General features: G+C 41.0%; 34 protein-coding genes. 30 read left to right on the forward strand and 4 right to left on the reverse strand.

Features of this window, described 5'->3' with window-relative positions:
* Positions 1 to 53: 53 nt before the first annotated feature.
* A complete protein-coding gene (locus FXV77_RS13825) occupies positions 54 to 605 on the forward strand; it encodes a thioredoxin family protein (protein ID WP_148919825.1) in 552 nt (183 codons plus the stop codon).
* A gap of 12 nt (positions 606 to 617) precedes the next feature.
* A complete protein-coding gene (locus FXV77_RS13830) occupies positions 618 to 980 on the forward strand; it encodes an MmcQ/YjbR family DNA-binding protein (protein WP_148919826.1) in 363 nt (120 codons plus the stop codon).
* Here FXV77_RS13830 and FXV77_RS13835 read toward each other — a convergent pair.
* The 4 genes from FXV77_RS13835 to FXV77_RS13850 form a co-directional block, all read right to left on the reverse strand.
* Positions 977 to 1,843, reverse strand: coding sequence for a GLPGLI family protein (locus FXV77_RS13835; RefSeq protein ID WP_148919827.1), 867 nt, complete (start codon positions 1,841 to 1,843; stop codon positions 977 to 979). The genes FXV77_RS13830 and FXV77_RS13835 overlap by 4 nt on opposite strands.
* A gap of 18 nt (positions 1,844 to 1,861) precedes the next feature.
* Positions 1,862 to 4,537: a TonB-dependent receptor domain-containing protein gene (locus FXV77_RS13840; protein WP_148919828.1), complete on the reverse strand. Its 2,676-nt coding sequence runs from the start codon at positions 4,535 to 4,537 to the stop codon at positions 1,862 to 1,864.
* 140 nt (positions 4,538 to 4,677) lie between these two features.
* Entirely contained in the window at positions 4,678 to 6,108 is a 1,431-nt protein-coding gene (gene pyk, locus FXV77_RS13845; protein ID WP_148919829.1) for a pyruvate kinase, read from the reverse strand.
* A 129-nt stretch (positions 6,109 to 6,237) separates the two neighbouring features.
* On the reverse strand, positions 6,238 to 6,744 hold the full coding sequence (locus FXV77_RS13850; RefSeq protein ID WP_246162471.1) for an IPExxxVDY family protein: 507 nt from the start codon (positions 6,742 to 6,744) through the stop codon (positions 6,238 to 6,240).
* 261 nt (positions 6,745 to 7,005) lie between these two features.
* Between FXV77_RS13850 and FXV77_RS13855 the strand changes: the two genes are divergently transcribed.
* From FXV77_RS13855 to rplO, 28 genes are all read left to right on the forward strand, one after another.
* Positions 7,006 to 7,245, forward strand: coding sequence for an acyl carrier protein (locus tag FXV77_RS13855; RefSeq protein WP_105717695.1), 240 nt, complete (start codon positions 7,006 to 7,008; stop codon positions 7,243 to 7,245).
* Positions 7,246 to 7,267: 22 nt separating this feature from the next.
* The gene (gene fabF, locus FXV77_RS13860; protein ID WP_148919830.1) at positions 7,268 to 8,521 is read left to right on the forward strand and encodes a beta-ketoacyl-ACP synthase II; all 1,254 of its coding nucleotides are present in this window, start codon (positions 7,268 to 7,270) and stop codon (positions 8,519 to 8,521) included.
* A gap of 96 nt (positions 8,522 to 8,617) precedes the next feature.
* Positions 8,618 to 9,358: a ribonuclease III gene (gene rnc / locus FXV77_RS13865; protein WP_148919831.1), complete on the forward strand. Its 741-nt coding sequence runs from the start codon at positions 8,618 to 8,620 to the stop codon at positions 9,356 to 9,358.
* A 63-nt stretch (positions 9,359 to 9,421) separates the two neighbouring features.
* Positions 9,422 to 10,819: a histidine--tRNA ligase gene (gene hisS / locus FXV77_RS13870; RefSeq protein WP_148919832.1), complete on the forward strand. Its 1,398-nt coding sequence runs from the start codon at positions 9,422 to 9,424 to the stop codon at positions 10,817 to 10,819.
* A 72-nt stretch (positions 10,820 to 10,891) separates the two neighbouring features.
* On the forward strand, positions 10,892 to 11,887 hold the full coding sequence (gene pdhA, locus FXV77_RS13875; protein WP_148919833.1) for a pyruvate dehydrogenase (acetyl-transferring) E1 component subunit alpha: 996 nt from the start codon (positions 10,892 to 10,894) through the stop codon (positions 11,885 to 11,887).
* Between the two features lie 44 nt (positions 11,888 to 11,931).
* Complete coding sequence (locus FXV77_RS13880) at positions 11,932 to 13,584, forward strand: pyruvate dehydrogenase complex dihydrolipoamide acetyltransferase (protein ID WP_148919834.1); 1,653 nt, start codon at positions 11,932 to 11,934, stop codon at positions 13,582 to 13,584.
* A 179-nt stretch (positions 13,585 to 13,763) separates the two neighbouring features.
* Positions 13,764 to 14,945 carry a serine hydrolase domain-containing protein gene (locus FXV77_RS13885; RefSeq protein ID WP_148919835.1) on the forward strand — a complete coding sequence of 394 codons (1,182 nt, stop codon included), beginning with the start codon at positions 13,764 to 13,766 and terminating at the stop codon, positions 14,943 to 14,945.
* A 14-nt stretch (positions 14,946 to 14,959) separates the two neighbouring features.
* The gene (locus FXV77_RS13890; protein WP_148919836.1) at positions 14,960 to 15,319 is read left to right on the forward strand and encodes a CoA-binding protein; all 360 of its coding nucleotides are present in this window, start codon (positions 14,960 to 14,962) and stop codon (positions 15,317 to 15,319) included.
* A 237-nt stretch (positions 15,320 to 15,556) separates the two neighbouring features.
* Complete coding sequence (gene rplC / locus FXV77_RS13895; protein WP_148919837.1) at positions 15,557 to 16,174, forward strand: 50S ribosomal protein L3; 618 nt, start codon at positions 15,557 to 15,559, stop codon at positions 16,172 to 16,174.
* Positions 16,175 to 16,181: 7 nt separating this feature from the next.
* Positions 16,182 to 16,811, forward strand: coding sequence for a 50S ribosomal protein L4 (rplD, locus tag FXV77_RS13900; RefSeq protein ID WP_148919838.1), 630 nt, complete (start codon positions 16,182 to 16,184; stop codon positions 16,809 to 16,811).
* 1 nt (position 16,812) lies between these two features.
* Complete coding sequence (gene rplW / locus FXV77_RS13905; protein ID WP_130143038.1) at positions 16,813 to 17,103, forward strand: 50S ribosomal protein L23; 291 nt, start codon at positions 16,813 to 16,815, stop codon at positions 17,101 to 17,103.
* Positions 17,104 to 17,109: 6 nt separating this feature from the next.
* Positions 17,110 to 17,937 carry a 50S ribosomal protein L2 gene (rplB, locus tag FXV77_RS13910; protein WP_148919839.1) on the forward strand — a complete coding sequence of 276 codons (828 nt, stop codon included), beginning with the start codon at positions 17,110 to 17,112 and terminating at the stop codon, positions 17,935 to 17,937.
* Complete coding sequence (gene rpsS, locus FXV77_RS13915; protein WP_037498931.1) at positions 17,937 to 18,203, forward strand: 30S ribosomal protein S19; 267 nt, start codon at positions 17,937 to 17,939, stop codon at positions 18,201 to 18,203. The genes rplB and rpsS overlap by 1 nt, the downstream gene beginning before the upstream one ends.
* A gap of 7 nt (positions 18,204 to 18,210) precedes the next feature.
* Positions 18,211 to 18,642, forward strand: a complete 432-nt coding sequence (gene rplV, locus FXV77_RS13920) for a 50S ribosomal protein L22 (RefSeq protein WP_148919840.1) — start codon at positions 18,211 to 18,213, stop codon at positions 18,640 to 18,642.
* 12 nt (positions 18,643 to 18,654) lie between these two features.
* Positions 18,655 to 19,443: a 30S ribosomal protein S3 gene (gene rpsC, locus FXV77_RS13925; protein ID WP_148919841.1), complete on the forward strand. Its 789-nt coding sequence runs from the start codon at positions 18,655 to 18,657 to the stop codon at positions 19,441 to 19,443.
* 58 nt (positions 19,444 to 19,501) lie between these two features.
* On the forward strand, positions 19,502 to 19,924 hold the full coding sequence (gene rplP / locus FXV77_RS13930) for a 50S ribosomal protein L16 (RefSeq protein ID WP_099365474.1): 423 nt from the start codon (positions 19,502 to 19,504) through the stop codon (positions 19,922 to 19,924).
* A 94-nt stretch (positions 19,925 to 20,018) separates the two neighbouring features.
* Complete coding sequence (gene rpmC / locus FXV77_RS13935; RefSeq protein ID WP_148919842.1) at positions 20,019 to 20,237, forward strand: 50S ribosomal protein L29; 219 nt, start codon at positions 20,019 to 20,021, stop codon at positions 20,235 to 20,237.
* Positions 20,238 to 20,252: 15 nt separating this feature from the next.
* Positions 20,253 to 20,507 carry a 30S ribosomal protein S17 gene (gene rpsQ, locus FXV77_RS13940; RefSeq protein ID WP_099370336.1) on the forward strand — a complete coding sequence of 85 codons (255 nt, stop codon included), beginning with the start codon at positions 20,253 to 20,255 and terminating at the stop codon, positions 20,505 to 20,507.
* A complete protein-coding gene (gene rplN, locus FXV77_RS13945; protein WP_130143044.1) occupies positions 20,507 to 20,875 on the forward strand; it encodes a 50S ribosomal protein L14 in 369 nt (122 codons plus the stop codon). Before rpsQ ends, rplN begins: the two co-directional genes overlap by 1 nt.
* A gap of 2 nt (positions 20,876 to 20,877) precedes the next feature.
* Positions 20,878 to 21,222, forward strand: coding sequence for a 50S ribosomal protein L24 (rplX, locus tag FXV77_RS13950; RefSeq protein WP_148919843.1), 345 nt, complete (start codon positions 20,878 to 20,880; stop codon positions 21,220 to 21,222).
* Complete coding sequence (gene rplE / locus FXV77_RS13955; protein ID WP_148919844.1) at positions 21,222 to 21,791, forward strand: 50S ribosomal protein L5; 570 nt, start codon at positions 21,222 to 21,224, stop codon at positions 21,789 to 21,791. The genes rplX and rplE overlap by 1 nt, the downstream gene beginning before the upstream one ends.
* Entirely contained in the window at positions 21,784 to 22,053 is a 270-nt protein-coding gene (gene rpsN / locus FXV77_RS13960; RefSeq protein WP_148919845.1) for a 30S ribosomal protein S14, read from the forward strand. Before rplE ends, rpsN begins: the two co-directional genes overlap by 8 nt.
* Positions 22,054 to 22,195: 142 nt before the next feature.
* Positions 22,196 to 22,594, forward strand: coding sequence for a 30S ribosomal protein S8 (gene rpsH, locus FXV77_RS13965; RefSeq protein WP_148919846.1), 399 nt, complete (start codon positions 22,196 to 22,198; stop codon positions 22,592 to 22,594).
* 23 nt (positions 22,595 to 22,617) lie between these two features.
* A complete protein-coding gene (gene rplF / locus FXV77_RS13970; protein ID WP_148919847.1) occupies positions 22,618 to 23,172 on the forward strand; it encodes a 50S ribosomal protein L6 in 555 nt (184 codons plus the stop codon).
* 5 nt (positions 23,173 to 23,177) lie between these two features.
* Entirely contained in the window at positions 23,178 to 23,531 is a 354-nt protein-coding gene (gene rplR / locus FXV77_RS13975; protein WP_148919848.1) for a 50S ribosomal protein L18, read from the forward strand.
* Positions 23,532 to 23,543: 12 nt separating this feature from the next.
* Positions 23,544 to 24,062, forward strand: coding sequence for a 30S ribosomal protein S5 (gene rpsE / locus FXV77_RS13980; protein WP_148919849.1), 519 nt, complete (start codon positions 23,544 to 23,546; stop codon positions 24,060 to 24,062).
* Between the two features lie 5 nt (positions 24,063 to 24,067).
* Positions 24,068 to 24,247, forward strand: coding sequence for a 50S ribosomal protein L30 (gene rpmD / locus FXV77_RS13985; RefSeq protein ID WP_148919850.1), 180 nt, complete (start codon positions 24,068 to 24,070; stop codon positions 24,245 to 24,247).
* Between the two features lie 118 nt (positions 24,248 to 24,365).
* Positions 24,366 to 24,812: a 50S ribosomal protein L15 gene (gene rplO, locus FXV77_RS13990; RefSeq protein WP_148919851.1), complete on the forward strand. Its 447-nt coding sequence runs from the start codon at positions 24,366 to 24,368 to the stop codon at positions 24,810 to 24,812.
* Positions 24,813 to 24,816: the final 4 nt, after the last annotated feature.

Here is a 24,816-nt window from a genome sequence, read left to right on the forward strand (position 1 = left end):
TATTTTTTTACCCAGAATAAATTAGTAAATTCGTCTGGTAGACAAACATAGACATGACCTTTCAGGAATACTTAGATTATTTTGAACAGATTTTAGCTTCTCCCGAGGATTACGATCCCTACGGGGATGAGGAATATTTAAATTACACGAAATTAAACTGGTCAAGGATGAACCGGTGGCTGAAACGGTTTGAACCGAATGACATCACAAAAACCTTGATAGCGAGCATGACCGAACCTCAACACTGGATTGTAATTACGGAACCCTGGTGTGGTGACGCGGCCCATTCTCTGGCACAGCTTTATCAGATGGTAAAAAACAATCCCAACATCGATTTCGAAATACAGCTCCGTGATAAGGAACCGTTGCTTATTGAGGATTATCTTACTAACGGGAGCAAATCCATTCCTAAACTTATCATCCGGAACGACGTGGGGCATGATAAGGTTATATGGGGGCCTCGTCCACAGCCATTGCAGGATTTGTATACGCAGATGAAGAAGGAGGGGAAACCTTTTGCAGAAATTAATGAGGCTATGCAGAAATGGTATAATGAGGATAAGGGAGAGGAGTTGCAAAAAGAACTGCTTACCCAATTAAGCTGATTGTTTAGCAAAATGAACATAGAAGACATTCGAGAATACTGTATTGCTAAGCCCGCAGTAACAGAAGAATTGCCTTTCGGGCCGGATACTTTAGTTTTTAAAGTTGGAGGAAAGGTGTTCCTGTTAGTGGGCTTGGATCAAGTGGAATCTTTGAGCTTCAACGTGAAGTGCGATCCCGATATAGCTGTTGAATTACGTCTGAATTATCCTGAAACAGTTATACCTGGCTATCACATGAACAAAAAGCATTGGAATACCGTATATTGTAATCGGCAACTTCCGGACGAACGTTTGAGAATGTTTATCGATGACAGTTATGCATTGGTCTACAATTCTCTATCTAAAGCAGTAAGGGAAAGTATAGCATACTATTAATAAATCAAATTTTCCAATAGATTCCGCCGTTGTTGCTGTGGGTTGGAACCACCTCCGAAAAACCGATTATTGCCTAACGCATTAAAAAAATCATTCATTGTCATAGGCTTAGTTTTTTTATCTCGCCATTGACTGGGTACATTGTCTACCACAAAATCTACGTTACGTGCCCAGTAATTGATATGCATTTCCGGTATGGCGAGACCCAATATCATACCGGGAAGACCGTGTACCAGCGCGGGGCCTCCAGATATGGGGATTTGATCGGTATAAAAAGCGACTATATAAAGTGAATCGGGCGTAGCGCCGTTGACACGCCGACAATCATAGCCTGCTATATTTCGATATTCATCGGTAAAACGCCAGGTAATTTGCCGTAATGAGTCCTGCAGCAGGTATTTTTCATCTAACTCCAGTTCCAATTCAGTGGTGCCGTTATGAAGATTCTGATAATACACTTTATGTTCGCCCGGTCTTGTGGATTGTCGAACATTCGGCGCACCGCTTCTACGATTCGTATTTCTGGCGGCTCCTCTACCAGCGCCACTACGACGGGGGGATGCTGTCTTTTCAATCTGCTCTTCCGCTTCAGCCGGAACCATGAGTGTTTCGTCTTCATCAAACCGCAGCGTAAACATAGAGGAGGTTTTCTCAGGGACATCATCGATGTTGCCACCAAACCGCATCATCATGCCTCGGTTTCTTCCATCAGTACGGTTGGTCATTTCACGCATCCTTGCCCTTACATATACTTCTTTTTCAAAGCTGATAATGCCCCTGTGTGGGAAATAGGCGTGTTGTGCCGTTGATTCGGAGAAGTAAACGCTACATAGTATTATATAAACGAAAATCAGTTTTTTCATTTGAATAAGTTGTTTTTTTTAATCTCCACTTTTCTTTCCTAAATTTTTGTTAAAATCCCATTTCACACCAACCATAAAATATTGTGTAAGCATCTCCTGTTGTGACTCGGAGAAGCTGTTGTTATTGAAAGAACGGTTGGTATTGTTAAAGCTATTGAATACGTCAAAAGCTTTCACGCTGAGCAAAAGGGATTCGTCTTTCAGTAGTTTGCGTGTAAGTTCCAAATTCATATAGAATTGTTGGATAGGATCTGGGAAAACCTTTGATTTTCCGGTATAGCTATAAAACAGTACCTGCGTTAAGCTAAACTTAAACGGAAGGAAATATTTTAAATCGGCATTTGCCGAAGATCTAAACGCGGTATTATTGAGCTGTCGCTGAATAGTATTCACCTCATTGTTAATCCCAAAGCTTAGGTTGAGGTTGAAATCTACATTCTTTGACGTTTGCTTATTTGCATTGATCCCGGCACTGGCATTGGTGTTGTTGCTACGATTGAGGTCGCCGTTGATGTATCCATAGTTATTGCTGAACTGTGCGGACGTGAACGGCCCAAACTGAACGCCGCCGTTTAAAATGGGGCGGGTGTAATTAGCGTGAATACGCCCGTTCCAGTTGATATGATCTTGGATGTTAACAAATGTGGTGGTGGTTCTCCCTTCATCGTCGATAATGGACCGGTTGACAATGGCATTTTTGGTGAAACCACTATTCGCGTTGATGTTAAAAGAGGATGCTTTCAACAGACTAAACTTATTAAAATTGAAGTTTATATTATTATTTGTTTCTCGTTTCAAATCGGGGTTTCCAAGTTGCCGGTACAGTTCGTTAGTAGGGGGCTGTATAGGTTGTAGTTGTGAAAAGCTGGGTACATTCGTGTTGTTATGGTAACCTATTGTAAGATTCTTGTTGTTCGTGATTCTGTAGGACACATTTGCATTCAAGTTATTCTGCCAGAAGTTTCTGGAAAGTCCGATGTTCCGGTAACTGTCGGCTAACGCTTGATGTCTATGCGTTGTCCGATTAGATAGATTCACGTTAAGCTTATCACTATGGAAGTTTAAGTTAACGTCCATACCATTCGTACGCGCATTATTGGTTTCGTTTTTTGAATAGAGACTATCCAAGATACGGGTAGCGTCGGTATCATTATTATATGCATTGACGAGGGCATCTCGAGCAGAGGTGTTGAAGTTGTAACCCAATGTAAGGTTTAATTGTTTTGTTAACGGCTCACTGATATTTATAGATGCGCCCAGGTTATTGCTTTTGTTCTCCGATAAACGTGTTTGGTCAACAATCACCGTATCTTGAACAACACCGAACGTATCATATAAATTTGTTTGTTCATCTACTTGATTGGTGGATGTAGAATTGTCTACTTTTGTATTCAGATGGAGATTTAAACTCCGACCTTTTTTATTCAACCGCCGTCGATAATCTACCCGTAAATTAAGGTTTTCACTATCGCTTTCACTATTGTTCCGACCTTCAAACTCGTTTGCTTTTAAGTTTTCGTTTCGCAAGGTGCTATTGGACGAGCTGGAAGCAGCGGTTTGTTTTCCCTTACCGCCGTTTAGTTGTATATTTAAGTTGCTAAGGGAATCGATGCGGTAACGGATTTGCGAACGCAGGACATGGTTTCTACTGTCGTTTTCCGAGCTTCCTTCTCGGGTAGTTTCCTGTGTTTGATTGTCGTTCAGTACACGTTTGTTATAGCTGTTGGATTCGTTTGCCGTGCCGTTGTTGGTGAAATTATAGCTAGAGGTAAGATGCAGTTTTTTTTCAAAAAAATTATTTTCGTAGTTCACTCCGGCACTTTTATGCATCGGATGCCCGATGATTTGGTTGTTCATGCGGATCCGGCTGGCGTCACCACTATTTCCCATGTTATTCCAGTTCCCTGTGATAGCAAGGCGTTCCGACCGATTGAATTTTGCGGCGAATGCATTAAAGTCAAAAAGCTCTTTTGTGCCTGCACTGGCATTGGCATTTCCGAAGATGCCACGTCTCGCCTCTTCTTTTAATACAACGTTGACCGTTTGGTGTCGTACACCATCGTCTATACCCGTCAATTCAGCCTCTTCCGATTTTCGTTCATACACTTGAACCTTGTCCACAGCATCAGCTCTGACATTGCGAATGGCGATCTTTGGGTCGTAACCAAAAAATTCTTCGCCATCAATCAAAACTTTAGATACACTTTTCCCTTGTGCGGTGATGTCGCCAGAAGCCGATACGGTTAATCCGGGTAATCTGCGTAGGAGATCTTCGAGCTTGGCATTTTTTTCCGTTTCAAAGCTGCCTGCGTCATATTCTATCGTGTCACCTTTGATTTTAATGGGGATTTTCTGATTGATGACAACCTCTTCGAGTAGGTTAGATTGTGAGTTGATCCCGATGGTTTTCAGATCAATATTGTCGTTCTTTATTTCTAATGGCTGGCTATAAATTTCGAATTTTGGGTAAGTAACTAATAACAGGTATTCTCCTTTTTCTATTTTTTCCAAGCTGAATTTTCCACTCGCGTTAGCTCGTGTAAAATATCGCATAATGGAATCTGTATCCAAAAGGACTATAGAAGCATTTTCCAATGCTTTTTGGTCTGCCTCGTCGACAACTACGCCTTGTATGGATTGTGCAAACAGGTAATGACTGACAATACACAGAAAAATAAGTATACACCTTTTCATTAATTAAAGCTAGTAGACCAAAGAAAAGAAGAAAATAGGTAAAATCATGTTAAATTGATACTTGTAATAGCTTTGATACAAAAAGGATAAAAAAAAGCGTGGACTTTAAATCCACGCTTTTTTTATTAGTTGATATCATCTTAACTCAGCTGGGATACCCGAATGGTATTCGTTTTTCCTTTTTGGTGCAAAGGAGTTGAAGCGGTGTTAATGACAATCTGACCTGGAGATACTAGATTAAGTTCTTTAAGCAAGCCGTTCACATCTTGAATAGTGCCATCGGTGCTCTCAAATTTACTATATACGAAAACACGTACTCCCCATACTAAACTCAGCAAGTTTATCAATTTTTTATTACCTGTAAATACATAGATATCGGTATTCGGACGGTAGCTTGAAATTTCAAATGCGGTATATCCCGACGATGTCATAACCGCGATAGCCGATGCATTTGTGTTTTTAGCGAGATGTATAGAGGAGCTGCAAATGGCATCTGGTATTTTCGTTGTATTCGCGTGAATGCTGTCTTTATGGCTGTAATATGGATAAGACGTACGTTCCACCTGTGTAATTACTTTTGCCATTGTTTCGATAACAATTTCAGGAAACTCTCCGACAGATGTTTCGCCGCTCAACATCACCGCATCAGCACCATCTAATACCGAATTGGCAACATCATTTACCTCTGCACGTGTAGGGCGAGGTGTCGTGATCATACTTTCCAACATCTGCGTGGCAATGATAACCGGTTTCGAAAGATCACGACATTTTTGAACGATCATCTTTTGTAAACCAGGAACAACTTCCATAGGCATTTCCACACCGAGGTCACCGCGGGCAACCATAATCGCGTCTGTAGCTTCGATAATCGCATCAATATTATCAATAGCTTCCGGTTTCTCAATTTTAGCAATGACTAACGCATGGCTTCCTTTAGCTTTGATGATTTCCTTACATTGGTGGATATCTTCTGCCGAACGTACAAAAGACATAGCAATCCAGTCCGCTCCGTTGTCCAAAGCAAAGTGGAGGTTGTCCAAATCTTCTTCCGTAAGGGATGGGATGGAAACTTTTGTGTTGGGGAGATTGACACCTTTGCGGGAAGTCAATACACCACCATGTACCACTTGACACTTCACCGTATCTTTGTGGTTTGTGCTGATGACCCTCAATTGTAGCTTTCCATCGTCCAATAGGATAATTTCATTCTCTTTAACATCATTAGGAAAATTGTCGTAGGTGATATATATACGCTTTTCGTCGCCTATGAGTTCTTCGGTGGTAATCTCGACTTCTGCACCATTGACTAAGATGGCGCCACCTTCTTTCACTTTTCCGATACGGATTTTAGGGCCTTGAAGGTCCGCCAAAATTCCGACGTTAAAAGGGTATTCATTATTAATTTCTTGGATGGTTTTAATCACTTTGAGGTGGTCGTCTTGGCTGCCGTGGGAAAAATTAAGACGGCAAACATCCACGCCTTTTGCAATCATGTTGGTCAATATTGTCTTATCCGACGATGCCGGACCTAGTGTGGCAACAATTTTTGTCCTTTTTTGAATCTTGTTCATTTACAGTGTTTTATTTATGTATATTTTATCTTCTTAAGAAGTTAAACAGAATTGTGCAAAAATAGCAATCTGTTTAATAAGTTAGGTTTAAGAAAGTGTAAATTTTACACTTTGCATTATTTTAAAGTGCTAAAATATAAGATTTTCTTTGGATTTCAATGAAGCTGGGTCTAACTTTTTGGCTAGAATAACCTCGTTAATATCCTTTATTTCTTCTAGTAATGTATGAATGTCTTCTCGGTCTATATAGTGTTTGATGATTAAAAAGTAGTCAAAATTTGGAAGTTCCGGTAGAAGAAAAGTACCTTCTAAGCTACGGTTATTAATGATGTAGAATTCGAATTCGAAATTGTCATCGCAATAGCGGTATATTGTAAAATAATGTTTGAGGAGCTTCTTTTGTTTGTTTTTCTCGTACACAATATGGTAATCCATTTCGTCCAGCTCCTTTTCTTTTACATAACCTTTATGATCTATATAATCTTCTTTTCCGCGAACAAATGCCAGGCCAGCATGCTTGTACAGAAAATGACAGAGTCTGTAGTCGCGTAGAGGTGAACTGATACCAATCAATACAAAATCGAGTTCGATATCGAAATCGAGATCAAGTGTCAGATGTTTTTTTGTAATGCTCACAGTTTTCGAAATTAGGAAAAAATAGACTGGAAAGCATATTTTAACTGATTTTTATGGTTAAAATGCATGTTGGTTTTAAAGTTCTTGGTATAAACAAAAAAAAATAGTAATATTGGATACGCTCTTTATAGGAGCGGTTTTTGAACTGGATAAATAGCCGGGATATTGTTGTTTCCTATCATCAAGTCAAAAAAGGGTTTGATATTTGGGGAAATTTATTTTTCTTTGCACAGATTTATTAAACAATTAAATTATAAAATCATGTCAGATATCGCATCAAGAGTAAAAGCAATTATCGTTGAAAAGTTAGGTGTAGACGAAGCAGAAGTAACACCAGAGGCTTCCTTCACGAATGATTTAGGTGCAGACTCACTTGACACAGTTGAGTTGATCATGGAGTTCGAAAAAGAATTTAACGTGGCTATTCCAGATGATCAAGCTGAAAACATCAGTACAGTAGGTCAGGCTATCTCTTATTTAGAAAAGAACGTTAATAACTAATTTATTAGGCCAAACATACTTAATGGAGCTTAAAAGAGTAGTTGTAACAGGGTTAGGCGCCCTTACACCTTTAGGAAATGACGTTTCAAGTTATTGGGACGGATTGGTTAATGGTGTGAGCGGTGCTGCTCCTATTACGCATTTCGATGCATCAAAATTTAAGACCCAATTCGCTTGTGAAGTGAAGGGATTTGATCCACATAACTATATGGATCGCAAAGAGGCTCGCAAGGTCGATCCTTTCGTTCAGTATGCTATCGCCTCTACAGATGAGGCAGTAAAGGATGCTGGATTAGAATTCGATAAACTAGACAGAAACCGAATCGGTGTTATTTGGGGAGCTGGCATTGGTGGGCTGACGACTTTTACGGAAGAAGTGGCAAACTTTGTCAGAGGAGACGGAACACCTCGTTTCAATCCTTTCTTTATCCCGAAGATGCTTATTGATATAGCTCCTGGTCATATTTCTATGCGCTATGGTTTGCACGGGCCAAATTTTTCGGCAGTTTCTGCCTGCGCCTCTGCCACGAACGCGATGATTGATGCCTTTAACTATATTCGGTTGGGTAAGGCTGATATCATTATCACTGGTGGATCGGAAGCGACGGTAAACGAAGCCGGGATAGGTGGATTTAATGCAATGCATGCGCTGTCTACCCGCAATAACGACCCTAAAACGGCATCTCGTCCATTTGACAAAGATCGCGATGGTTTTGTCTCAGGTGAAGGTTCCGGGGCTATTATCTTGGAAAGTCTGGAACATGCTCTAGCACGTGGAGCTAAAATTTATGCTGAAGTTGCAGGTGGTGGTATGAGTGCCGATGCACACCACATTACCGCATCTCATCCCGAGGGGCTGGGGGCTAAATTAGCGATGAATATGGCTGTTGCGGATGCAGAGCTCGAGTATTCGGATATTGATTATATCAATCTTCACGGTACATCTACGCCGGTTGGTGATCTCAGTGAACCAAAAGCTATTATCGGCTTATTTGGTGAACATGCCTATAAAATGAACCTCAGTTCGACAAAATCCATGACAGGACATCTTCTGGGTGCGGCGGGAGCTGTAGAAGCTATTGCTTCTATTTTGACAGTAAAAAATGATATTGTACCACCTACTATTAATCATTTTACAGATGACCCGGAGATTGATCCTAATCTAAACTTTACATTTAATAAGGCTCAGAAGCGGGAAGTAAATGCTGCATTAAGTAACACTTTCGGTTTCGGTGGTCATAATGCATCCATTATTGTAAAGAAATACCACTCTTAATATTGTAATGATATTAAGAAGAGGGGATTATTGAGATACAAATAATAGGTGGTTTCGAAGAGAAACTGCCTATTACTTATTTATATCAGATACTTAATGCCTTTCTTGAGGATATACTATTTATACTTTTCTCCGCATAAAGCTTACGTTCGTAAACTGAAGAATATTCTTGGGTTTGTCCCCGGAAATATCAAGTTGTACCAGATGGCTTTTCGCCATAAATCTGTTGCAACGACAATCAAGGACGGCGTTAAGAATAGTAATGAACGGCTCGAGTTTTTGGGAGATGCGGTTTTAGGTTCTGTCGTTGCGGAGTTGCTATTTAAGTTATATCCTTACAAAGATGAAGGTTTTTTGACAGAACTTCGTTCAAAAATCGTTAGTCGCGCCAATTTGAACCAACTATCTCGTAAGTTAGGTTTTAATGAGTTGATAGAATACGATGCTCGTATGATTAGTTACCCGAACAAGCAAGGGTCTTTGCTTGGAGATGCTTTTGAGGCGGTCGTCGGAGCAGTATATATGGATAAAGGGTATTCATTCACTCGGGAATTTCTGTTAATGAGGATTATCAAGCCCCATGTTGATATCCATCTGTTGGAAATCACCGAAACTAATTTTAAAAGCCGGCTCATCGAGTGGTGTCAGCATTTTGGCAAGGAAATTCAGTTTGTGCCGGTCGAAAGTCCGCCAGGCGAATCGCCCAAGTTGTTTACGGTGAAAGTAGTTATAGACGGCGAGGTACAGGGGCAAGGCAAGGACTTTAATAAAAAGAGTGCTGAAAAACTAGCAGCGGAAAAGGCCTGCGAAGAATTGAAAGTGTTTGAGGTCATCTGAAGCGACGAGCTTTTGTTTCTTTTTCGCGAAGAAAAAGAAAGAAGAAAAAGTTACCTTTGCCGTATGGCAAATATCAAACCTTCATTAGCAAAAGGCACGCGTGATTTCTCTCCTCGAGAGATGGAAAAACGAAATTACATATTCAATATCCTAAGAACAGTTTTTAAGAAATTTGGTTACAACGAGATTCAAACCCCCTCGTTCGAAAACTTATCTACCTTAACCGGGAAATATGGTGAAGAAGGAGATAAGTTAATTTTTAAAATACTCAACTCGGGCGATTATCTGGCGAAAGCTCCGGAGGAGTTTTTGAATACAAGGGCTTCCAATAAAATAATTTCCCATATTTCGGAAAAAGCACTCCGTTATGATTTAACCGTGCCTTTCGCTCGATACGTTGTTATGCACCAACACGAAATTGTGCTGCCTTTCAAACGCTTCCAGATACAGCCTGTGTGGCGGGCGGATAGACCGCAGCGTGGGCGGTATAGAGAGTTTTATCAATGTGATGTCGATGTAGTGGGGTCTCCGTCATTGCTGAATGAAGCAGAATTTGTATTGATTTATCAAGAGGCTTTGGTGGCTTTAGGGCTGAAAGATTTTACCATCAAGATCAATAATCGTAAGATTTTATCAGGTATTGCGGAGGTGATCGGAAAACCGGAGCTGATTGTGGATATGACTGTGGCCATCGACAAGCTAGATAAAATTGGATTGGATGGAGTGAACAAAGAGCTGTTAGACCGGAGCTTTACGGAGGCGGATCTGGATATTTTGAAGCCTATCATTCTACTTAGTGGTTCCAACAATGAAAAGCTAGCGTCACTAAAACAGGTGTTGTCTGCTTCCTCTATTGGTTTGCGAGGTATTGCGGAGATAGAGGAAGTTTTCCATTATCTAGGAAGTTTTGGGGTAGAGAAATTATTGGATGCTGTCGTGGAGATAGATATTACGCTTGCACGTGGATTAAATTATTATACGGGTTGTATTTTTGAAGTAAAGACAAATGAAGTCTCGATGGGGAGTATTGGAGGCGGAGGTCGATATGATGACTTAACCGGGATGTTTGGGCTAAAAGATCTTACCGGAGTAGGTATTTCATTTGGTGCCGATCGTATCTATGATGTTTTGGAAGAACTGGAACTTTTTCCTGTTTCCTCTTCTGTTTCGACCCAAGTACTTATTGTGAATTTCGGTGAGGAAACATATGGACATACACTTCCGTTGTTATACAATCTCAGAGAAGCTGGCGTCGCTGCTGAGCTTTATCCTGCTCCAGCAAAGTTGAAGAAACAAATGGGGTATGCGGATGGCAAACAAATTCCTTATGTATTGTTGATGGGAGAGGAGGAGATAGCATCCGGTGCGTATTCATTGAAAGATATGGTATCGGGTGAGCAGCAAAAATTTTCATTGGAACAGCTGGTTGCTTTTTTGACAAAAAACACCATTTCCTGCTGAAATATTGTCCGATATATCGTTATAAATGATTAGATTTGTGGTCGGATTAGTTAAGAAATTCAATACTTCAAAATGAGTTCAACACCTATAACAAAAGAAACATACTTAGAATGGTATAAGTCCATGTTACTTATGCGTAAATTCGAGGAGAAAGCAGGCCAATTATATGGTCAGCAAAAAATCCGCGGATTTTGTCACCTTTACATTGGTCAGGAAGCTGTCATGGCAGGCACTATTTCTGCTACCAGACCAGATGATTCTGTCATAACATCTTACCGTGATCATGCGCATGCTTTGGCAAAAGGTATGTCTGCCAACGAATGTATGGCGGAGCTTTTTGGAAAAGTAACAGGTTGCTCGAAAGGTAAAGGTGGTTCGATGCACTTTTTCTCTAAAGAACATAAAATGATGGGAGGACATGGTATCGTTGGCGGACAGATTCCTTTGGGCGCTGGTATTGCTTTTGCCGAACAGTATTTGGGCAATGATAATGTCAACGTATGTTTCATGGGGGATGGTGCTGTTCGTCAGGGGGCTTTAAATGAGGCATTTAACATGGCGATGTTGTGGAAATTACCTGTTATTTTTGTGTGTGAGAACAACGGATATGCTATGGGTACCTCGGTAAAGCGTACCACAAACATGATGGATATCTACAAGATGGGACATGCTTTTGATATGCCGAGCGCTCCAGTAGATGGAATGGACCCGGTGGCTGTACACAATGCTATGGATGAGGCTGTTCAACGTGCTCGTGCAGGTGAAGGACCAACTTTCTTAGAAATTCGTACTTACCGTTATAAGGGGCACTCTATGTCAGATCCAGCTAAATACCGTACAAAAGAAGAGTTGGAAGAGTATAAAGGAAAAGATCCATTAATTACCACCAAAGCTGCGATTATGGATAATAAATATGCAGACGAGGCATGGTTTAAAGAAGTAGAAGCTGAAGTGAAAAAAGTGGTAGAAGAGGCTGTGAAGTTCGCAGAAGAATCTCCTTATCCAGATCCTTCGGCTATCTATGAAGATGTGTATGTACAAGAGGATTATCCTTTTATAAAGGAATGATTTAGCGAATTACTTTAACTTAACGATATAATCTACTATACAATATGGCTGAAGTAGTAAGAATGCCGAAAATGAGCGACACCATGACCGAAGGTGTAATTGCTAAATGGCACAAAAAAGTCGGTGATAAGGTAAACTCCGGTGATTTAGTTGCCGAAGTTGAAACAGATAAAGCAACAATGGATTTTGAATCTTATCAAGAAGGAACATTGTTGTACATAGGCCCAAAGGAAGGTGAGGCGGTAGCAGTCGATGCTGTAATTGCCGTTTTAGGAGAAGAAGGAGAAGATTACAAAGCCTTATTAGAGGGAGACGGTTCATCTTCTAAAGAGGAAGTTAAGAAAGAAGACGCTCCAAAAAAGGAAGAAGAAGCTGCTTCAGATGAGGCAGACGACGATTCATCGACCGTTTCCGCGGAAGACTTAGATTGTACAGTTATCACGATGCCACTGTTGAGCGATACAATGACAGAGGGGGTAATCGCACAGTGGAACTTCAAGGTAGGAGATGCCATCAAGTCTGATGACGCTATTGCGGATGTAGAAACAGACAAGGCAACGATGGAAGTAACTGCGTACGCAGAAGGCACATTGTTGTACGTCGGTGTAGAAGCCGGACAAGCGGCGAAAGTGAATGATATTATTGCTATCGTTGGTCCAGAGGGTACAGATGTAACACCTTTACTAAAACAGAAATCAAGTGCTCCGGCAAAAGCGTCGAAATCGGAAGAGCCTAAGCAGGAAAAGGCGGAAACGAAAGAAGAAGTAACAACTTCAACCTCTCCAGCTAGTACATCAGATGATTCGCGCATCAAAGCGTCTCCTTTGGCACGTAAAATTGCGAAAGATAAAGGTATCAATTTAAATGATGTAAAAGGCTCTGCTGATGGCGGACGGGTCGTCAAGAAGGACGTGGAGAACTTTGTTCCGAAAGCAAAAGAAGCAACTTCTGCGCCGGCATCTGCTTCTGCAGGTACAGAAGCCAAAACCATAGCCTTACCGCAATATATTGGTGAAGAAAAACATACCGAGCAAAAAGTTTCGCAAATGCGTAAAACGATTGCTCGCCGATTATCAGAATCCCTATTCACAGCACCGCATTTCTATTTGACTATCTCCGTAGATATGGACAATGCTATCGAAGCGCGTGGTCAAATTAATACAGTAGCACCAGTGAAGGTGTCTTTCAACGATATCGTTATTAAAGCGGTTGCCGTAGCATTGAAACAACATCCTGCCGTAAATTCTTCATGGCAAGGTGATACTATTCGTTTTAATGAGCACGTGAATGTAGGTGTAGCGATGGCTGTAGAAGACGGCTTATTGGTGCCGGTTGTACGTTTTGCTGATGGTAAATCATTGTCTCATATTTCTGCGGAAGTGAAAGAGTATGGTCAGAAAGCGAAAGCGAAGAAATTGCAACCATCAGATTGGGAAGGTTCAACATTTACCGTGTCCAATTTAGGTATGTTTGGAATAGACGAGTTCACGTCTATTATCAATTCGCCTGATGGTGCTATTCTGTCTGTAGGAGCTATCCAGCAGGTTCCGGTAGTGAAAAATGGTGTTGTCGTTCCGGGTAATATCATGAAGCTGACACTAGGTTGTGACCACCGCGTGGTTGACGGCGCTACTGGAGCAGCATTCTTGCAAACATTAAAAGGATTATTAGAAGCGCCAATCAGGCTTTTAGCATAACGTAAGTGTTTTAATAATTACAATACAGGAAAGGACATCTACATAGCGATGTCCTTTTTTATGTAAACGATAAAGAATAATTCTTGATTTTTCCTTTAATAAATATTAATTTGGATCGGTAACATTTATTTAATTAAACCGTAACATATCGGAGAGGTAGTTCAGTGAGTACACATTTTTTGAAGATCTTAATTATCAGTTTAATTGCCGGTTTGGTATCTTGTTCTTCGCCGGCGGCGAAACAAAAGAAAATAGAGCAGAAACAGCAAAAGCAACAAGAGAAGGACAGTATTGCGTTGGTCTATAATCCAGCAGATGCAGATCCTGAAATAGATGCTTTTATGCAGAATTTACATCGGAAATCGGCTTTTAATGGAAACGTATTGATCGCTAAAAAGGGTAAAATAATTTACCAAAATACATTTGGATGGGCAGATTATCTGCATAAGGATAGCTTGAAGATTACGTCGAAATTTGAGTTGGCTTCGGTTTCCAAACCGTTGACGGCATTAGGGGTACTGAAATTGGTGGAGGAGGAGAAATTGAGGTTGGATCAGACGGTGAACAATTTTTTTTCGGATTTTCCATATCCGGACATTACCATACAAATGTTGTTGAGCCATCGTAGTGGTCTTCCGAATTATATTTATTTTTCGGAGGACGCTTGGAAGGACAGGACGAAAGCGATGAGCAACATGGATGCGATGGATTTATTGATTGAGCACAAGCCTATGCGGTACGGAGCTCCTGATGGACGTTTTCATTACAATAATTCCAACTTTATGGTGCTGGCGTCTATTATAGAAAAAGTAACCGGGCAGGATTTTGCAGTGTATATGAAAGAATCGATTTTTGATCCAGCAGGTATGAAAAATACAGCCGTATTGTCCAAAGCAGTTTACGATAAAATTCCGACGGATGTTGTTGGTCACGATAGAGTGTGGCGGAGATCGGTCGTACAAAACTATTTGGATGGACCTGTTGGAGATAAAGGCATTTACAGTACTGTGCAGGATTTATTCTTGCTCGACATCGCGTTAAAAGAGGGAAGAGTGATCGGAGAGGCCATGCTAGATTCTGCTTATGTGCCTCGTAGTGACGCAAGACGCAGTCTTTTTAGCTATGGGTATGGTTGGCGAACATTTTCGCCCCAAGAAGCTCAAATAGTTTATCATACAGGATGGTGGCACGGATTTCGCAATCTATATGTGCGGGATTTGACAAACGATATTACGATTGTCCTATTGTCCAATATGGTGAATGGTAGTTTGGTAAAACTGGACGGCTTGTATAAAATTTTGAAGATGCCTGTTTTAAGGCAAAACGCTTATAATGCAAATGGTGATTTTATTGTCAACTAACTTATGTTCAATTTATGAAGAAGACACTTATTGTTGGTGCGAGTAATAATCCAGCTCGGTACGCTTATTTGGTAGCAAATAAATTGGTTCGTAAAGGATACCCTATTGTGAATGTAGGAAGGAAAAAGGGTAAAGTGGCGGGCGTTGATATAGAGAATATGGACGATATCCATACCGATATTGATACGATTACGCTGTATGTTGGTCCACAGAATCAATCCATTTATTATGATTATATTTTGCAAACAAAACCTAAGCGCGTGATTTTTAATCCTGGTACCGAAAATGACGAGCTTAAACAGAAGCTTGAAGCAGCTGGGATTGAAACGGTCGAAGCCTGTACACTCGTGATGCTGAATACAGAACAGTATTAAGTATTACCACTATTCGGAACTCATTTTTCACGAACAACAAATGTGATACGTTATTTGCGGGAGTAAATAGTAACGAGATGTTGTAAGGGGTAAAAAAGTTTAGGTAATAAAAAAATAATCCGCTAACTATTTGATACTTATAAAAAACTTTCTACCTTTGCAATCCCTTTATGGGGGAAGTGTGTCTTGAGCGAAGCCCTACTGCTTCGATGGACGATTAATTAATTTATTTATAAGATGTCAGGAATTATTGGTAAAAAAGTAGGAATGACCAGCCTGTTCGATGCGGAAGGGAAGAATATCCCTTGTACAGTAATTGAGGCTGGGCCGTGCGTGGTTACGCATATACGTACGGTAGAAAAGGATGGCTACTCGGCTGTTCAGCTTGGCTATGATGATGCCAAAGAAAAGAACACGACCGCTCCTTTAAAAGGACACTTTGCAAAAGCAGGGGTTAGTCCTAAGCGTAAGCTAGTTGAATTCAAACATTTTGAAGATGAGAAGCAACTAGGTGAAACAGTGGATGTCACTATCTTTGAAGAAGGCGAGTATGTTGATGTAGTTGGTACTTCAAAAGGTAAAGGCTTCCAAGGTGTAATGAAGCGTCACGGATTTGGTGGTGTAGGTGGTGCGACTCACGGTCAGCACAACAGGCTACGCGCTCCAGGTTCATTAGGAGCAGCTTCATGGCCTTCCCGTGTATTCAAAGGAAAACGCATGGCAGGCCGCACAGGTGGTGACAGAGTAAAGATTCAAAATCTACAAGTTTTGAAAATTTATCCTGAGCAAAACCTTATTGTTGTTAATGGTTCCGTTCCCGGAGCTAAAGGTTCTTATGTAATCGTAGACAAATAGTAGAGAGATGGAAGTTAATGTATTAAATTTATCAGGTAAAGAAACAGGTGCCAAGGTGCAGCTTCCTGAGTCAGTATTCGGCGTAGAGCCAAACGACCATGCGATCTATTTGGATGTGAAACAATACCTAGCGAACCAACGCCAAGGAACACACAAATCTAAACAACGTAACGAAATCGCGGGTTCTACTCGTAAATTACACAAACAAAAAGGTACTGGTGGTGCCCGTGCGGGTTCTATCAAATCTCCATTGTTTAATGGTGGTGGTCGTGTATTTGGTCCACAACCTCGTGACTATTCGTTCAAATTGAACAAAAAGTTGAAGCAGGTGGCCCGCAAGTCTGCATTGAGCTACAAAGCAAAAGAGAACAACATTTTAGTATTGGACGAAGTAAACTTCGATGCAATCAAAACCAAAAGCTATGTGTCGTTGATCAATGCATTAAACTGTGCCGATGAGAAAACACTTCTCGTATTGCCAGCAGAAAACAAGAACGTTTATTTATCAAGCAGAAACTTGAAGAAAACAAAAGTTATTATTGCAGCAGAATTAAATACGTACGACGTATTGAACGCTACCAAACTTTTGTTGACGGCAGATTCTGTTAAAACTTTGGAGGAAGCATTCGCTAAGTAATATGGAAATTATCAAAAAACCTATTTTAACTGAGAAAGCTTCGTTATTGACGGAGAAACTAAACCGTTATGCTTTCAAGGTTGACCACAGAGCTAATAAAATCCAGATTAAACAAGCTGTTGAAGAAATGTTCGGTGTGACTGTTTTGGCAGTCAACACAGCGGTTGTTGCAGGTAAAGCAAAAAGCCGTTATACAAAAGCAGGCTTTGTATCCGGAAGAGCTCCTAAATATAAAAAAGCCATCATCACAGTGAAAGATGGTGAAACTATTGACTTTTACAGTACACTATAATAAGAAATGGCAGTTAAAAGATTCAAACCGGTTACCCCTGGTACTCGCTTTAGAGTAGGTGCTGACTACTCGGACGTTACAACTAACGTTCCGGAGAAATCATTAGTAGTTGGTATCGTTAAAAAATCAGGCGGTCGTAATAAGTCCGGTAAAATGACTATGCGTTATCTCGGTGGGGGACATAAAAAAGTATACCGATTAATTGATTTCAAACGCGATAAAAAAGATATCCCTGCAAAAGTTGCTACCATTGAGTACGATCCAAACCGTACAGCACGTATTGCCTTGTTGCACTACGCTGACGGTGAAAAACGTTACATCATTGCTCCAGCTGGATTAACAGTTGGTCAAACGATTGTAGCAGGTGATAAAGTAGCCCCAGAAATAGGCAACACGTTGCCACTAGCAAATATCCCACTAGGTTCAATCATCCATAATATTGAATTGAATCCTGGTCAAGGAGGTTCAATTGCTCGTTCGGCTGGTACGTACGCACAATTGTCGGCTCGTGACGGCAAGTATGCCATCATTAAATTGCCTTCAGGCGAGACACGTATGATCTTGTCAACATGTGTTGCGACTATCGGTTCCGTATCGAACGCAGAGAAAGCAAACCAAGTAATGGGTAAAGCAGGTCGTAAACGTCATTTAGGACGTCGTCCTCGCGTTCGTGGTGTCGCTATGAACCCGGTTGATCACCCAATGGGTGGTGGTGAAGGCCGTTCATCAGGAGGTCACCCTCGCTCCCGTACAGGTGTGTTGGCTAAAGGCTTCAAAACACGTTCTAAGAAGAAAATATCGAATCGTTACATCATTGAGAGAAGGAAAAAATAATGGCTCGTTCAATTAAAAAAGGTCCTTATATCGATCACAACTTAGAAAGAAAAGTTCTTTCTATGAATGAAACAAACAAAAAATCAGTAATCAAAACATGGTCTCGTAGATCAATGATTTCACCTGATTTTGTTGGTCATACCTTCGCAGTGCACAACGGGAACAAATTCATTCCTGTTTATGTAACAGAAAATATGGTTGGTCACAAGCTTGGTGAATTCGCGCCTACGCGTACATTCAAAGGCCACGCAGAAAAGAAAAAATAATTAGGTAATGGAAGCAACAAAAAAACTCAAAAAATCTGTCTTAATCAGACAGCGCAAAGAGCAGGAAAAAGCTCAAGTAGGAGGAGCTTCTACTGCCAAGTTATTGAACTGCCCTACTTCACCGCGTAAAATGCGTTTAGTGGTAGATCTTATTCGTGGCGAAAAAGTGGAATCGGCTCTTTACATCTTGAAACACTCTGGAAAAGAAGCTGCTGCTCGTGTTGAGAAATTATTATTATCAGCTATCAAAAACTGGGAAACAAAGAATGAAGGTGTTTCTTTGGAAGACAGCGCTTTGTATGTAAAAGAAATCCAAGTAGGAGGAGGTCGTCAATTGAAAAGATTGCGTCCAGCTCCACAGGGTCGTGGCTATAGAATTCGTAAACGTTCAAACCATGTAACTTTGGTAGTAGATAGTTTAAATAACGTAAACAACTAATTTATTATAAGAATGGGACAAAAAGCAAATCCAATAGGTAGCAGATTAGGGATCATCAAAGGATGGGACTCTAATTGGTTCGGAGGCAACAACTATTCTGATAAGTTGGTTGAGGACGAAAAAATCAGAAAATATCTTTCTGTACGTATCGCAAAAGGAGGGGTAGCAAAGGTTGTTATTGAAAGAACTTTGAAACGCATCACGGTTACTATCCATACGGCTCGTCCGGGAATCGTGATCGGTAAAGGTGGTCAAGAAGTTGACAAGATTAAAGAAGAGTTGAAAAAACTGACAAAAAAAGACGTTCAAATCAACATCTTCGAAATCAAACGCCCAGAGCTTGATGCGAAATTGGTAGCAGAAGGTATTGCTAAACAATTAGAAGCACGTATTTCATTCCGTCGTGCAATGAAAACGGCGATAGCTTCAACCATGCGTATGGGTGCTGAAGGTATCAAGGTAATGTGTTCAGGTCGTTTGGGCGGTGCTGAAATGGCGCGTACCGAACAATATAAAGAAGGAAGAACTCCTTTGCACACATTCCGTGCCGACATCGACTATGCATTAGCAGAAGCGTTGACTACTTACGGTAAAATCGGTGTGAAAGTTTGGATCTGTAAAGGCGAAGTTTACGGTAAACGTGATCTATCTCCTAATATCGGACAAACGTCAAACACGAAAACCCGTGGCGGAAACGAAGGCGGTGGTGATCGTCGTGATAACCGTAAAGGCGGTGGACGTGGTGGAAACCGTGGTGGAAACAACCGTGGCGGAAACCGGGGTGGTTCAAACAGAGGATAATTAGTTTAATAGATTAAAACAGATATCCGCCAGGTGGCGGATTAAATAAAATACGAACATGTTACAGCCAAAAAGAACGAAGTTCAGAAAGATGCAGAAAGGCCGCATGAAAGGTAACGCTTCTCGTGGAGCGGAGTTAGCTTTCGGTTCTTTCGGTATCAAGTCAATGGAGCCAGCATGGATCACCAGCCGCCAGATTGAGGCTGCACGTATCGCCGTAACACGTTATATGAAACGTGAAGGTCAAGTGTGGATCCGTATTTTCCCTGACAAACCTGTTACCAAGAAGCCTGCAGAGGTACGTATGGGTAAAGGTAAGGGTGCTCCTGAATACTGGGTAGCCGTAGTGCGTCCAGGCCGTATGTTATTTGAAGCAGAAGGGGTGCCTTTGGAAATTGCCAAAGAAGCATTGCGTTTAGCTGCTCAAAAATTACCGGTTCAAACAAAATTTGTTATACGTAGAGACTACGTAGAAGCATAAACGTTGGTAATGTCAATTGGTTTGGGTTTTGTGGCCGTTACCCATAAGATCTTGCATAAACCCTATTGATAACCCGACACAACACTGAAAGAAAATGAAGAATTCAGAAATTATCGAATTATCACAAGAGGAACTTACAGCTCGTCTCGTACAAGAGAAAGCTGCTCTTAACAAGTTGAAATTTGCACATGCTGTTTCCGCGATAGAGAACCCTAATGCGATCAAAGCAGCGCGCAAGACTATCGCTCGTATCTCTACAGAGATTTCAAGACGTAGAATTGCTGCGGAATCCGAAACAGCCTCTGAGGCATAAATGTAAAGTCGAAAAATGGAAAGAAATTTAAGAAAAACAAGAATCGGCTTGGTAGTTAGCAACAAGATGGACAAATCTATCGTAGTAGCTGTTGAACGTAAAGTGAAACACCCTATCTATGGTAAGTTCGTGAAAAAAACTACCAAATTTAAAGCTCATGACGAAACTAATACCTGCGGTATCGGCGATACGGTATTAATCATGGAAACACGTCCGCTGAGTAAGACAAAGAACTGGAGATTGGTTGAAATATTAGAAAGGGCTAAATAATGGTACAACAGGAATCAAGATTAAATGTAGCCGACAACTCCGGAGCTAAAGAGGTTTTAGTAATCCGTGTATTAGGCGGCACGCGTAAGCGTTATGCATCTATCGGTGATAAAGTTGTTGTTACCGTGAAAAGCGCTTTACCTTCAGGAAACGTGAAGAAAGGAACCGTTTCTAAAGCAGTAGTCGTACGTACGAAAAAAGAAATCCGTCGTAAAGATGGTTCTTACATCCGTTTCGATGACAATGCTGCTGTATTGTTAAATAATAACGATGAACCACGCGGAACACGTATCTTCGGCCCAGTAGCTCGGGAATTACGTGAGAAGCAGTTCATGAAAATTGTATCACTAGCACCGGAGGTTCTATAATTATGGCACAAAAGAAAAAAACAACTACGCACAAAATCAAGATCAAGACAGGTGATTTAGTGAAAGTTATCGCCGGTAACGCTAAAGGTGTTCAGGGTAAAGTTCTGCAGGTTATAAAAGAAACTAACAGAGCAGTTGTAGAAGGCGCTAATATTGTTAAAAAACATACAAAGCCGAGTGCAGCTAACCCTAATGGTGGTATCATAGAGAAAGAAGCAGCTATCCAGATCTCTAATCTAGCACTGATCGATCCGAAAACAGGTGAGCCTACTCGTATTGGTCGTCGCGTGAATGCAGATGGCAAAATTGTTCGTTACGCAAAAAAATCAGGGGAGGAAATTAAATAATGACTTACGTACCAAGATTAAAAGCGAAATATGCGGATGATATCCGTACAGCGCTAAAGGAAAAATTCCAGTATAAAAGCGTTATGCAAGTTCCGAAGCTGGAGAAGATTGTTGTATCCCAAGGCATCGGTGCTGCTACGGCTGATAAAAAACTGATTGACAACGCTGTGGCTGAGTTGACGTTGATTACAGGTCAGCAAGCTGTTCCTACGAAATCAAAGAAGGATATCTCTAACTTTAAATTGCGTAAAGGAATGCCTATTGGCGCACGTGTAACATTACGCGACAACAATATGTACGAATTCCTTGATCGCTTGGTCTCTGTATCCTTACCTCGTATTCGCGATTTCCGCGGTATCAACGAGAAAGGTTTTGACGGAAGAGGTAACTATAATTTAGGTATCACCGAGCAGATTATCTTCCCTGAGATTAACATTGACAGAATCAATAAAATCCAAGGTATGGATATCACTTTTGTAACTTCAGCCGACAATGATGTGGAGGCTTTGGAGTTGTTGAAACAATTCGGTTTACCATTCAAAAATCAAAATACAAACAACAATGGCTAAAGAAGGACTAAAAGCACGCGAAATTAAGCGTCAGAAACTGGTAGCTAAATATGCAGAGAAACGTGCAGCTTTAAAAGCGGCGGGTGACTATGTAGCTTTAGATAAATTGCCAAAGAATGCTTCGCCAGTACGTTTGCACAACCGTTGTAAATTGACTGGTCGCCCTAAAGGATACATGCGTCAATTCGGCATCTCCCGCGTAACTTTCCGTGAGATGGCATTGGACGGCAAAATTCCGGGAGTGAAAAAAGCGTCTTGGTAATCAGCAAAAAATCATTTACTTTTGCCCGGGCAAATCTGATAAGGATTTGCCGGGTTTTTCATTTTGAAAATATTTATTAACGGACAATAGGTCTTTGACTTCGGTTAGTCATAGAAACCATTGTCATAATTTTAATTATATAATGAATACAGATCCAATAGCGGATTACCTTACACGAGTAAGGAATGCCATTAAGGCCAACCACAGGGTTGTTGAAATTCCTGCATCGAACCTTAAAAAAGAGATCACCAAAGTTCTTTTTGACAAAGGTTACATTGCTAATTACAAATTCGAGGAAAACGGTCCTCAAGGTAGTATCAAAATAGCTTTGAAGTACCATCCGATTAGCAAAATTCCGGCTATTCGCACATTGACACGTGTGAGTAAACCTGGTTTGAGAAAGTATGCAAATGTTGACAGCATGCCTCGTGTTTTGAATGGTTTGGGTATCGCAATTCTGTCTACTTCCAAAGGAGTGATGACAGATAAAGAAGCCCGTCTGCAAAACGTAGGTGGTGAAGTTTTATGTTACGTTTATTAATCTAGGTAAAAAACACAGAAGAAATGTCAAGAATTGGAAAAGCGCCTATCGCTATTCCCTCGGGAGTATCGATCACGGTATCAGATAAGAATCTGGTAACGGTAAAAGGACCAAAAGGCGAATTAACACAACAGGTAGATAGCGACATTGCCGTTAAACAAGAAGACGGTCAAATTGTGGTTACGCGTCCTACCGAACAAAAAAGACACAAATCATTACATGGTTTGTACCGTGCCTTAATCAATAACATGGTTGTAGGTGTTACTGAAGGATACAAAACTACACAAGAACTAGTTGGTGTAGGTTACCGTGCAACAAGTACAGGTAATACACTAGAGTTAGCCTTAGGTTTCTCTCACCCGATTGTTTTTATATTGCCAAAGGATGTTACAGTAACTACTACTTCAGAAAAAGGTAAAAACCCGACCATTACTTTGGAAAGCGCTGACAAGCAGTTGATCGGTCAGATTGCTGCAAAAATCCGTAGCTTCCGTAAACCAGAACCTTACAAAGGAAAAGGTGTTAAGTTTGTGGGTGAAGTATTAAGAAGAAAAGCAGGTAAATCAGCTAAAAAATAATAACCATGGCAGGAAATAAAACATCTCGCAGAGAGCGAATCAAAAAAGGAATAAGAAAAAGCCTGACTGGAACGGCTGAGCGTCCACGTTTATCCGTTTTTAGAAGCAATAAAGGTATCTATGCGCAGGTCATCGATGATGAGGCTGGAAAAACGTTAGCTTCAGCGTCTTCAAGCTCGAAAGATTTTGCCGCAAACGGTACTAAAATAGAGCAATCGAAAGCTGTAGGGAAGCTAGTGGCAGAGAAAGCTGTAGCAGCAGGTATTAGCAAAGTAGTTTTTGACCGTAATGGGTACTTATACCATGGCCGTGTGAAATCATTGGCTGAAGGTGCTCGCGAAGGCGGTTTAGACTTTTAATCAACTAAGAACATGGCATTAAGCAATATAAAAAGAGTAAAATCGAGCGAAATTGAATTAAAAGATCGCTTAGTGAGCATCCAACGCGTGGCAAAGGTGACTAAAGGTGGTCGTACCTTCAGTTTCTCTGCTATTGTTGTTGTTGGTGATGAAAACGGTATCGTGGGTTACGGACTTGGTAAAGCAAAAGAGGTTACCGAGGCTATTACGAAGGGTATCGATGATGCGAAGAAAAACTTGATTAAAGTCCCGATCATCAACGGTACAGTTCCTCACGAACAACATGGCAAATTCTCCGGAGGTCGCGTTTTAGTTAAGCCAGCTGTTGGCGGTACGGGAGTACTAGCAGGTGGTGCAATGCGCGCTGTATTGGAGAGTGCGGGTATTAAGGACGTATTAGCGAAATCATTGGGTTCATCCAATCCGCACAACGTTGTGAAAGCAACCGTTGATGCTTTGGTAAAGCTTCGTGATGCATACACAGTTGCCCAAAACCGCGGCGTCGATTTAAATAAAGTATTTAACGGTTAATTATCATGGCAAAAATTAAAATCACCCAGATAAAGAGCGTTATCGACAGAAGCGAGCGCCAAAAAAGAACTATTCAGGCCCTTGGCTTGAAACGTATCAACCATTCCGTAGAGGTTGAAGCTACACCGTCCGTTATCGGTATGGTGAGAAAGGTCAACCACTTAGTAGCGGTAGAGGCCGTTTAAGACTGAATGGGTAAATGGAAAGGATTTTCGGATTCTTTCCATTCCGTTTATTAATTAATTATTCATCGTTACGACCTGTTTAGTGAGAGCGAAGGCGTAACACAACATTTTAGATAAAATGAATTTAAGTAGTTTAAAACCAGCTAAAGGTTCTGTTAAAAACAGAAAGCGTATCGGTAGAGGTCAAGGATCTGGTCGTGGCGGTACATCGACCCGTGGTCACAAAGGTGCCGGTTCGCGCTCAGGACATTCTACAAAGATTGGTTTCGAAGGTGGTCAGATGCCTTTGCAACGTCGCGTACCTAAGTTCGGTTTCAAAAACATGAACCGCGTCGAGTACAAAGGCATTAACTTAGACGTATTGCAGGAGCTGGTAACCAAGCACAATTTAACAGCCATTGACTTCGATACATTAAAAGATCATGGACTGGTAGCTAAAAAAGACTTGGTGAAAATTTTAGGTCGTGGTGAGTTGACTACTAAAGTGGAAGTTAAAGCCCACGCTTTTTCTGCTTCGGCACAGAAAGCTATTGAAGCTGCAGGTGGTTCTATCGAAAAACTATAAAATT

This window comes from Sphingobacterium phlebotomi (assembly GCF_008180195.1).
In the GTDB taxonomy this organism is placed as follows: Bacteria; Bacteroidota; Bacteroidia; order Sphingobacteriales; family Sphingobacteriaceae; genus Sphingobacterium; species Sphingobacterium phlebotomi.

Coding starts and splice junctions, on each gene's coding strand:
- FXV77_RS13825 (WP_148919825.1), top strand. CDS start 54: ATGACCTTTCAGGAATACTTAGATTATTTTGAACAGATTTTAGCTTCT.
- FXV77_RS13830 (WP_148919826.1), top strand. CDS start 618: ATGAACATAGAAGACATTCGAGAATACTGTATTGCTAAGCCCGCAGTA.
- FXV77_RS13835 (WP_148919827.1), bottom strand. CDS start 1,843: ATGAAAAAACTGATTTTCGTTTATATAATACTATGTAGCGTTTACTTC.
- FXV77_RS13840 (WP_148919828.1), bottom strand. CDS start 4,537: ATGAAAAGGTGTATACTTATTTTTCTGTGTATTGTCAGTCATTACCTG.
- pyk (WP_148919829.1), bottom strand. CDS start 6,108: ATGAACAAGATTCAAAAAAGGACAAAAATTGTTGCCACACTAGGTCCG.
- FXV77_RS13855 (WP_105717695.1), top strand. CDS start 7,006: ATGTCAGATATCGCATCAAGAGTAAAAGCAATTATCGTTGAAAAGTTA.
- fabF (WP_148919830.1), top strand. CDS start 7,268: ATGGAGCTTAAAAGAGTAGTTGTAACAGGGTTAGGCGCCCTTACACCT.
- rnc (WP_148919831.1), top strand. CDS start 8,618: ATGCCTTTCTTGAGGATATACTATTTATACTTTTCTCCGCATAAAGCT.
- hisS (WP_148919832.1), top strand. CDS start 9,422: ATGGCAAATATCAAACCTTCATTAGCAAAAGGCACGCGTGATTTCTCT.
- pdhA (WP_148919833.1), top strand. CDS start 10,892: ATGAGTTCAACACCTATAACAAAAGAAACATACTTAGAATGGTATAAG.
- FXV77_RS13880 (WP_148919834.1), top strand. CDS start 11,932: ATGGCTGAAGTAGTAAGAATGCCGAAAATGAGCGACACCATGACCGAA.
- FXV77_RS13890 (WP_148919836.1), top strand. CDS start 14,960: ATGAAGAAGACACTTATTGTTGGTGCGAGTAATAATCCAGCTCGGTAC.
- rplC (WP_148919837.1), top strand. CDS start 15,557: ATGTCAGGAATTATTGGTAAAAAAGTAGGAATGACCAGCCTGTTCGAT.
- rplD (WP_148919838.1), top strand. CDS start 16,182: ATGGAAGTTAATGTATTAAATTTATCAGGTAAAGAAACAGGTGCCAAG.
- rplW (WP_130143038.1), top strand. CDS start 16,813: ATGGAAATTATCAAAAAACCTATTTTAACTGAGAAAGCTTCGTTATTG.
- rplB (WP_148919839.1), top strand. CDS start 17,110: ATGGCAGTTAAAAGATTCAAACCGGTTACCCCTGGTACTCGCTTTAGA.
- rpsS (WP_037498931.1), top strand. CDS start 17,937: ATGGCTCGTTCAATTAAAAAAGGTCCTTATATCGATCACAACTTAGAA.
- rplV (WP_148919840.1), top strand. CDS start 18,211: ATGGAAGCAACAAAAAAACTCAAAAAATCTGTCTTAATCAGACAGCGC.
- rpsC (WP_148919841.1), top strand. CDS start 18,655: ATGGGACAAAAAGCAAATCCAATAGGTAGCAGATTAGGGATCATCAAA.
- rplP (WP_099365474.1), top strand. CDS start 19,502: ATGTTACAGCCAAAAAGAACGAAGTTCAGAAAGATGCAGAAAGGCCGC.
- rpmC (WP_148919842.1), top strand. CDS start 20,019: ATGAAGAATTCAGAAATTATCGAATTATCACAAGAGGAACTTACAGCT.
- rpsQ (WP_099370336.1), top strand. CDS start 20,253: ATGGAAAGAAATTTAAGAAAAACAAGAATCGGCTTGGTAGTTAGCAAC.
- rplN (WP_130143044.1), top strand. CDS start 20,507: ATGGTACAACAGGAATCAAGATTAAATGTAGCCGACAACTCCGGAGCT.
- rplX (WP_148919843.1), top strand. CDS start 20,878: ATGGCACAAAAGAAAAAAACAACTACGCACAAAATCAAGATCAAGACA.
- rplE (WP_148919844.1), top strand. CDS start 21,222: ATGACTTACGTACCAAGATTAAAAGCGAAATATGCGGATGATATCCGT.
- rpsN (WP_148919845.1), top strand. CDS start 21,784: ATGGCTAAAGAAGGACTAAAAGCACGCGAAATTAAGCGTCAGAAACTG.
- rpsH (WP_148919846.1), top strand. CDS start 22,196: ATGAATACAGATCCAATAGCGGATTACCTTACACGAGTAAGGAATGCC.
- rplF (WP_148919847.1), top strand. CDS start 22,618: ATGTCAAGAATTGGAAAAGCGCCTATCGCTATTCCCTCGGGAGTATCG.
- rplR (WP_148919848.1), top strand. CDS start 23,178: ATGGCAGGAAATAAAACATCTCGCAGAGAGCGAATCAAAAAAGGAATA.
- rpsE (WP_148919849.1), top strand. CDS start 23,544: ATGGCATTAAGCAATATAAAAAGAGTAAAATCGAGCGAAATTGAATTA.
- rpmD (WP_148919850.1), top strand. CDS start 24,068: ATGGCAAAAATTAAAATCACCCAGATAAAGAGCGTTATCGACAGAAGC.
- rplO (WP_148919851.1), top strand. CDS start 24,366: ATGAATTTAAGTAGTTTAAAACCAGCTAAAGGTTCTGTTAAAAACAGA.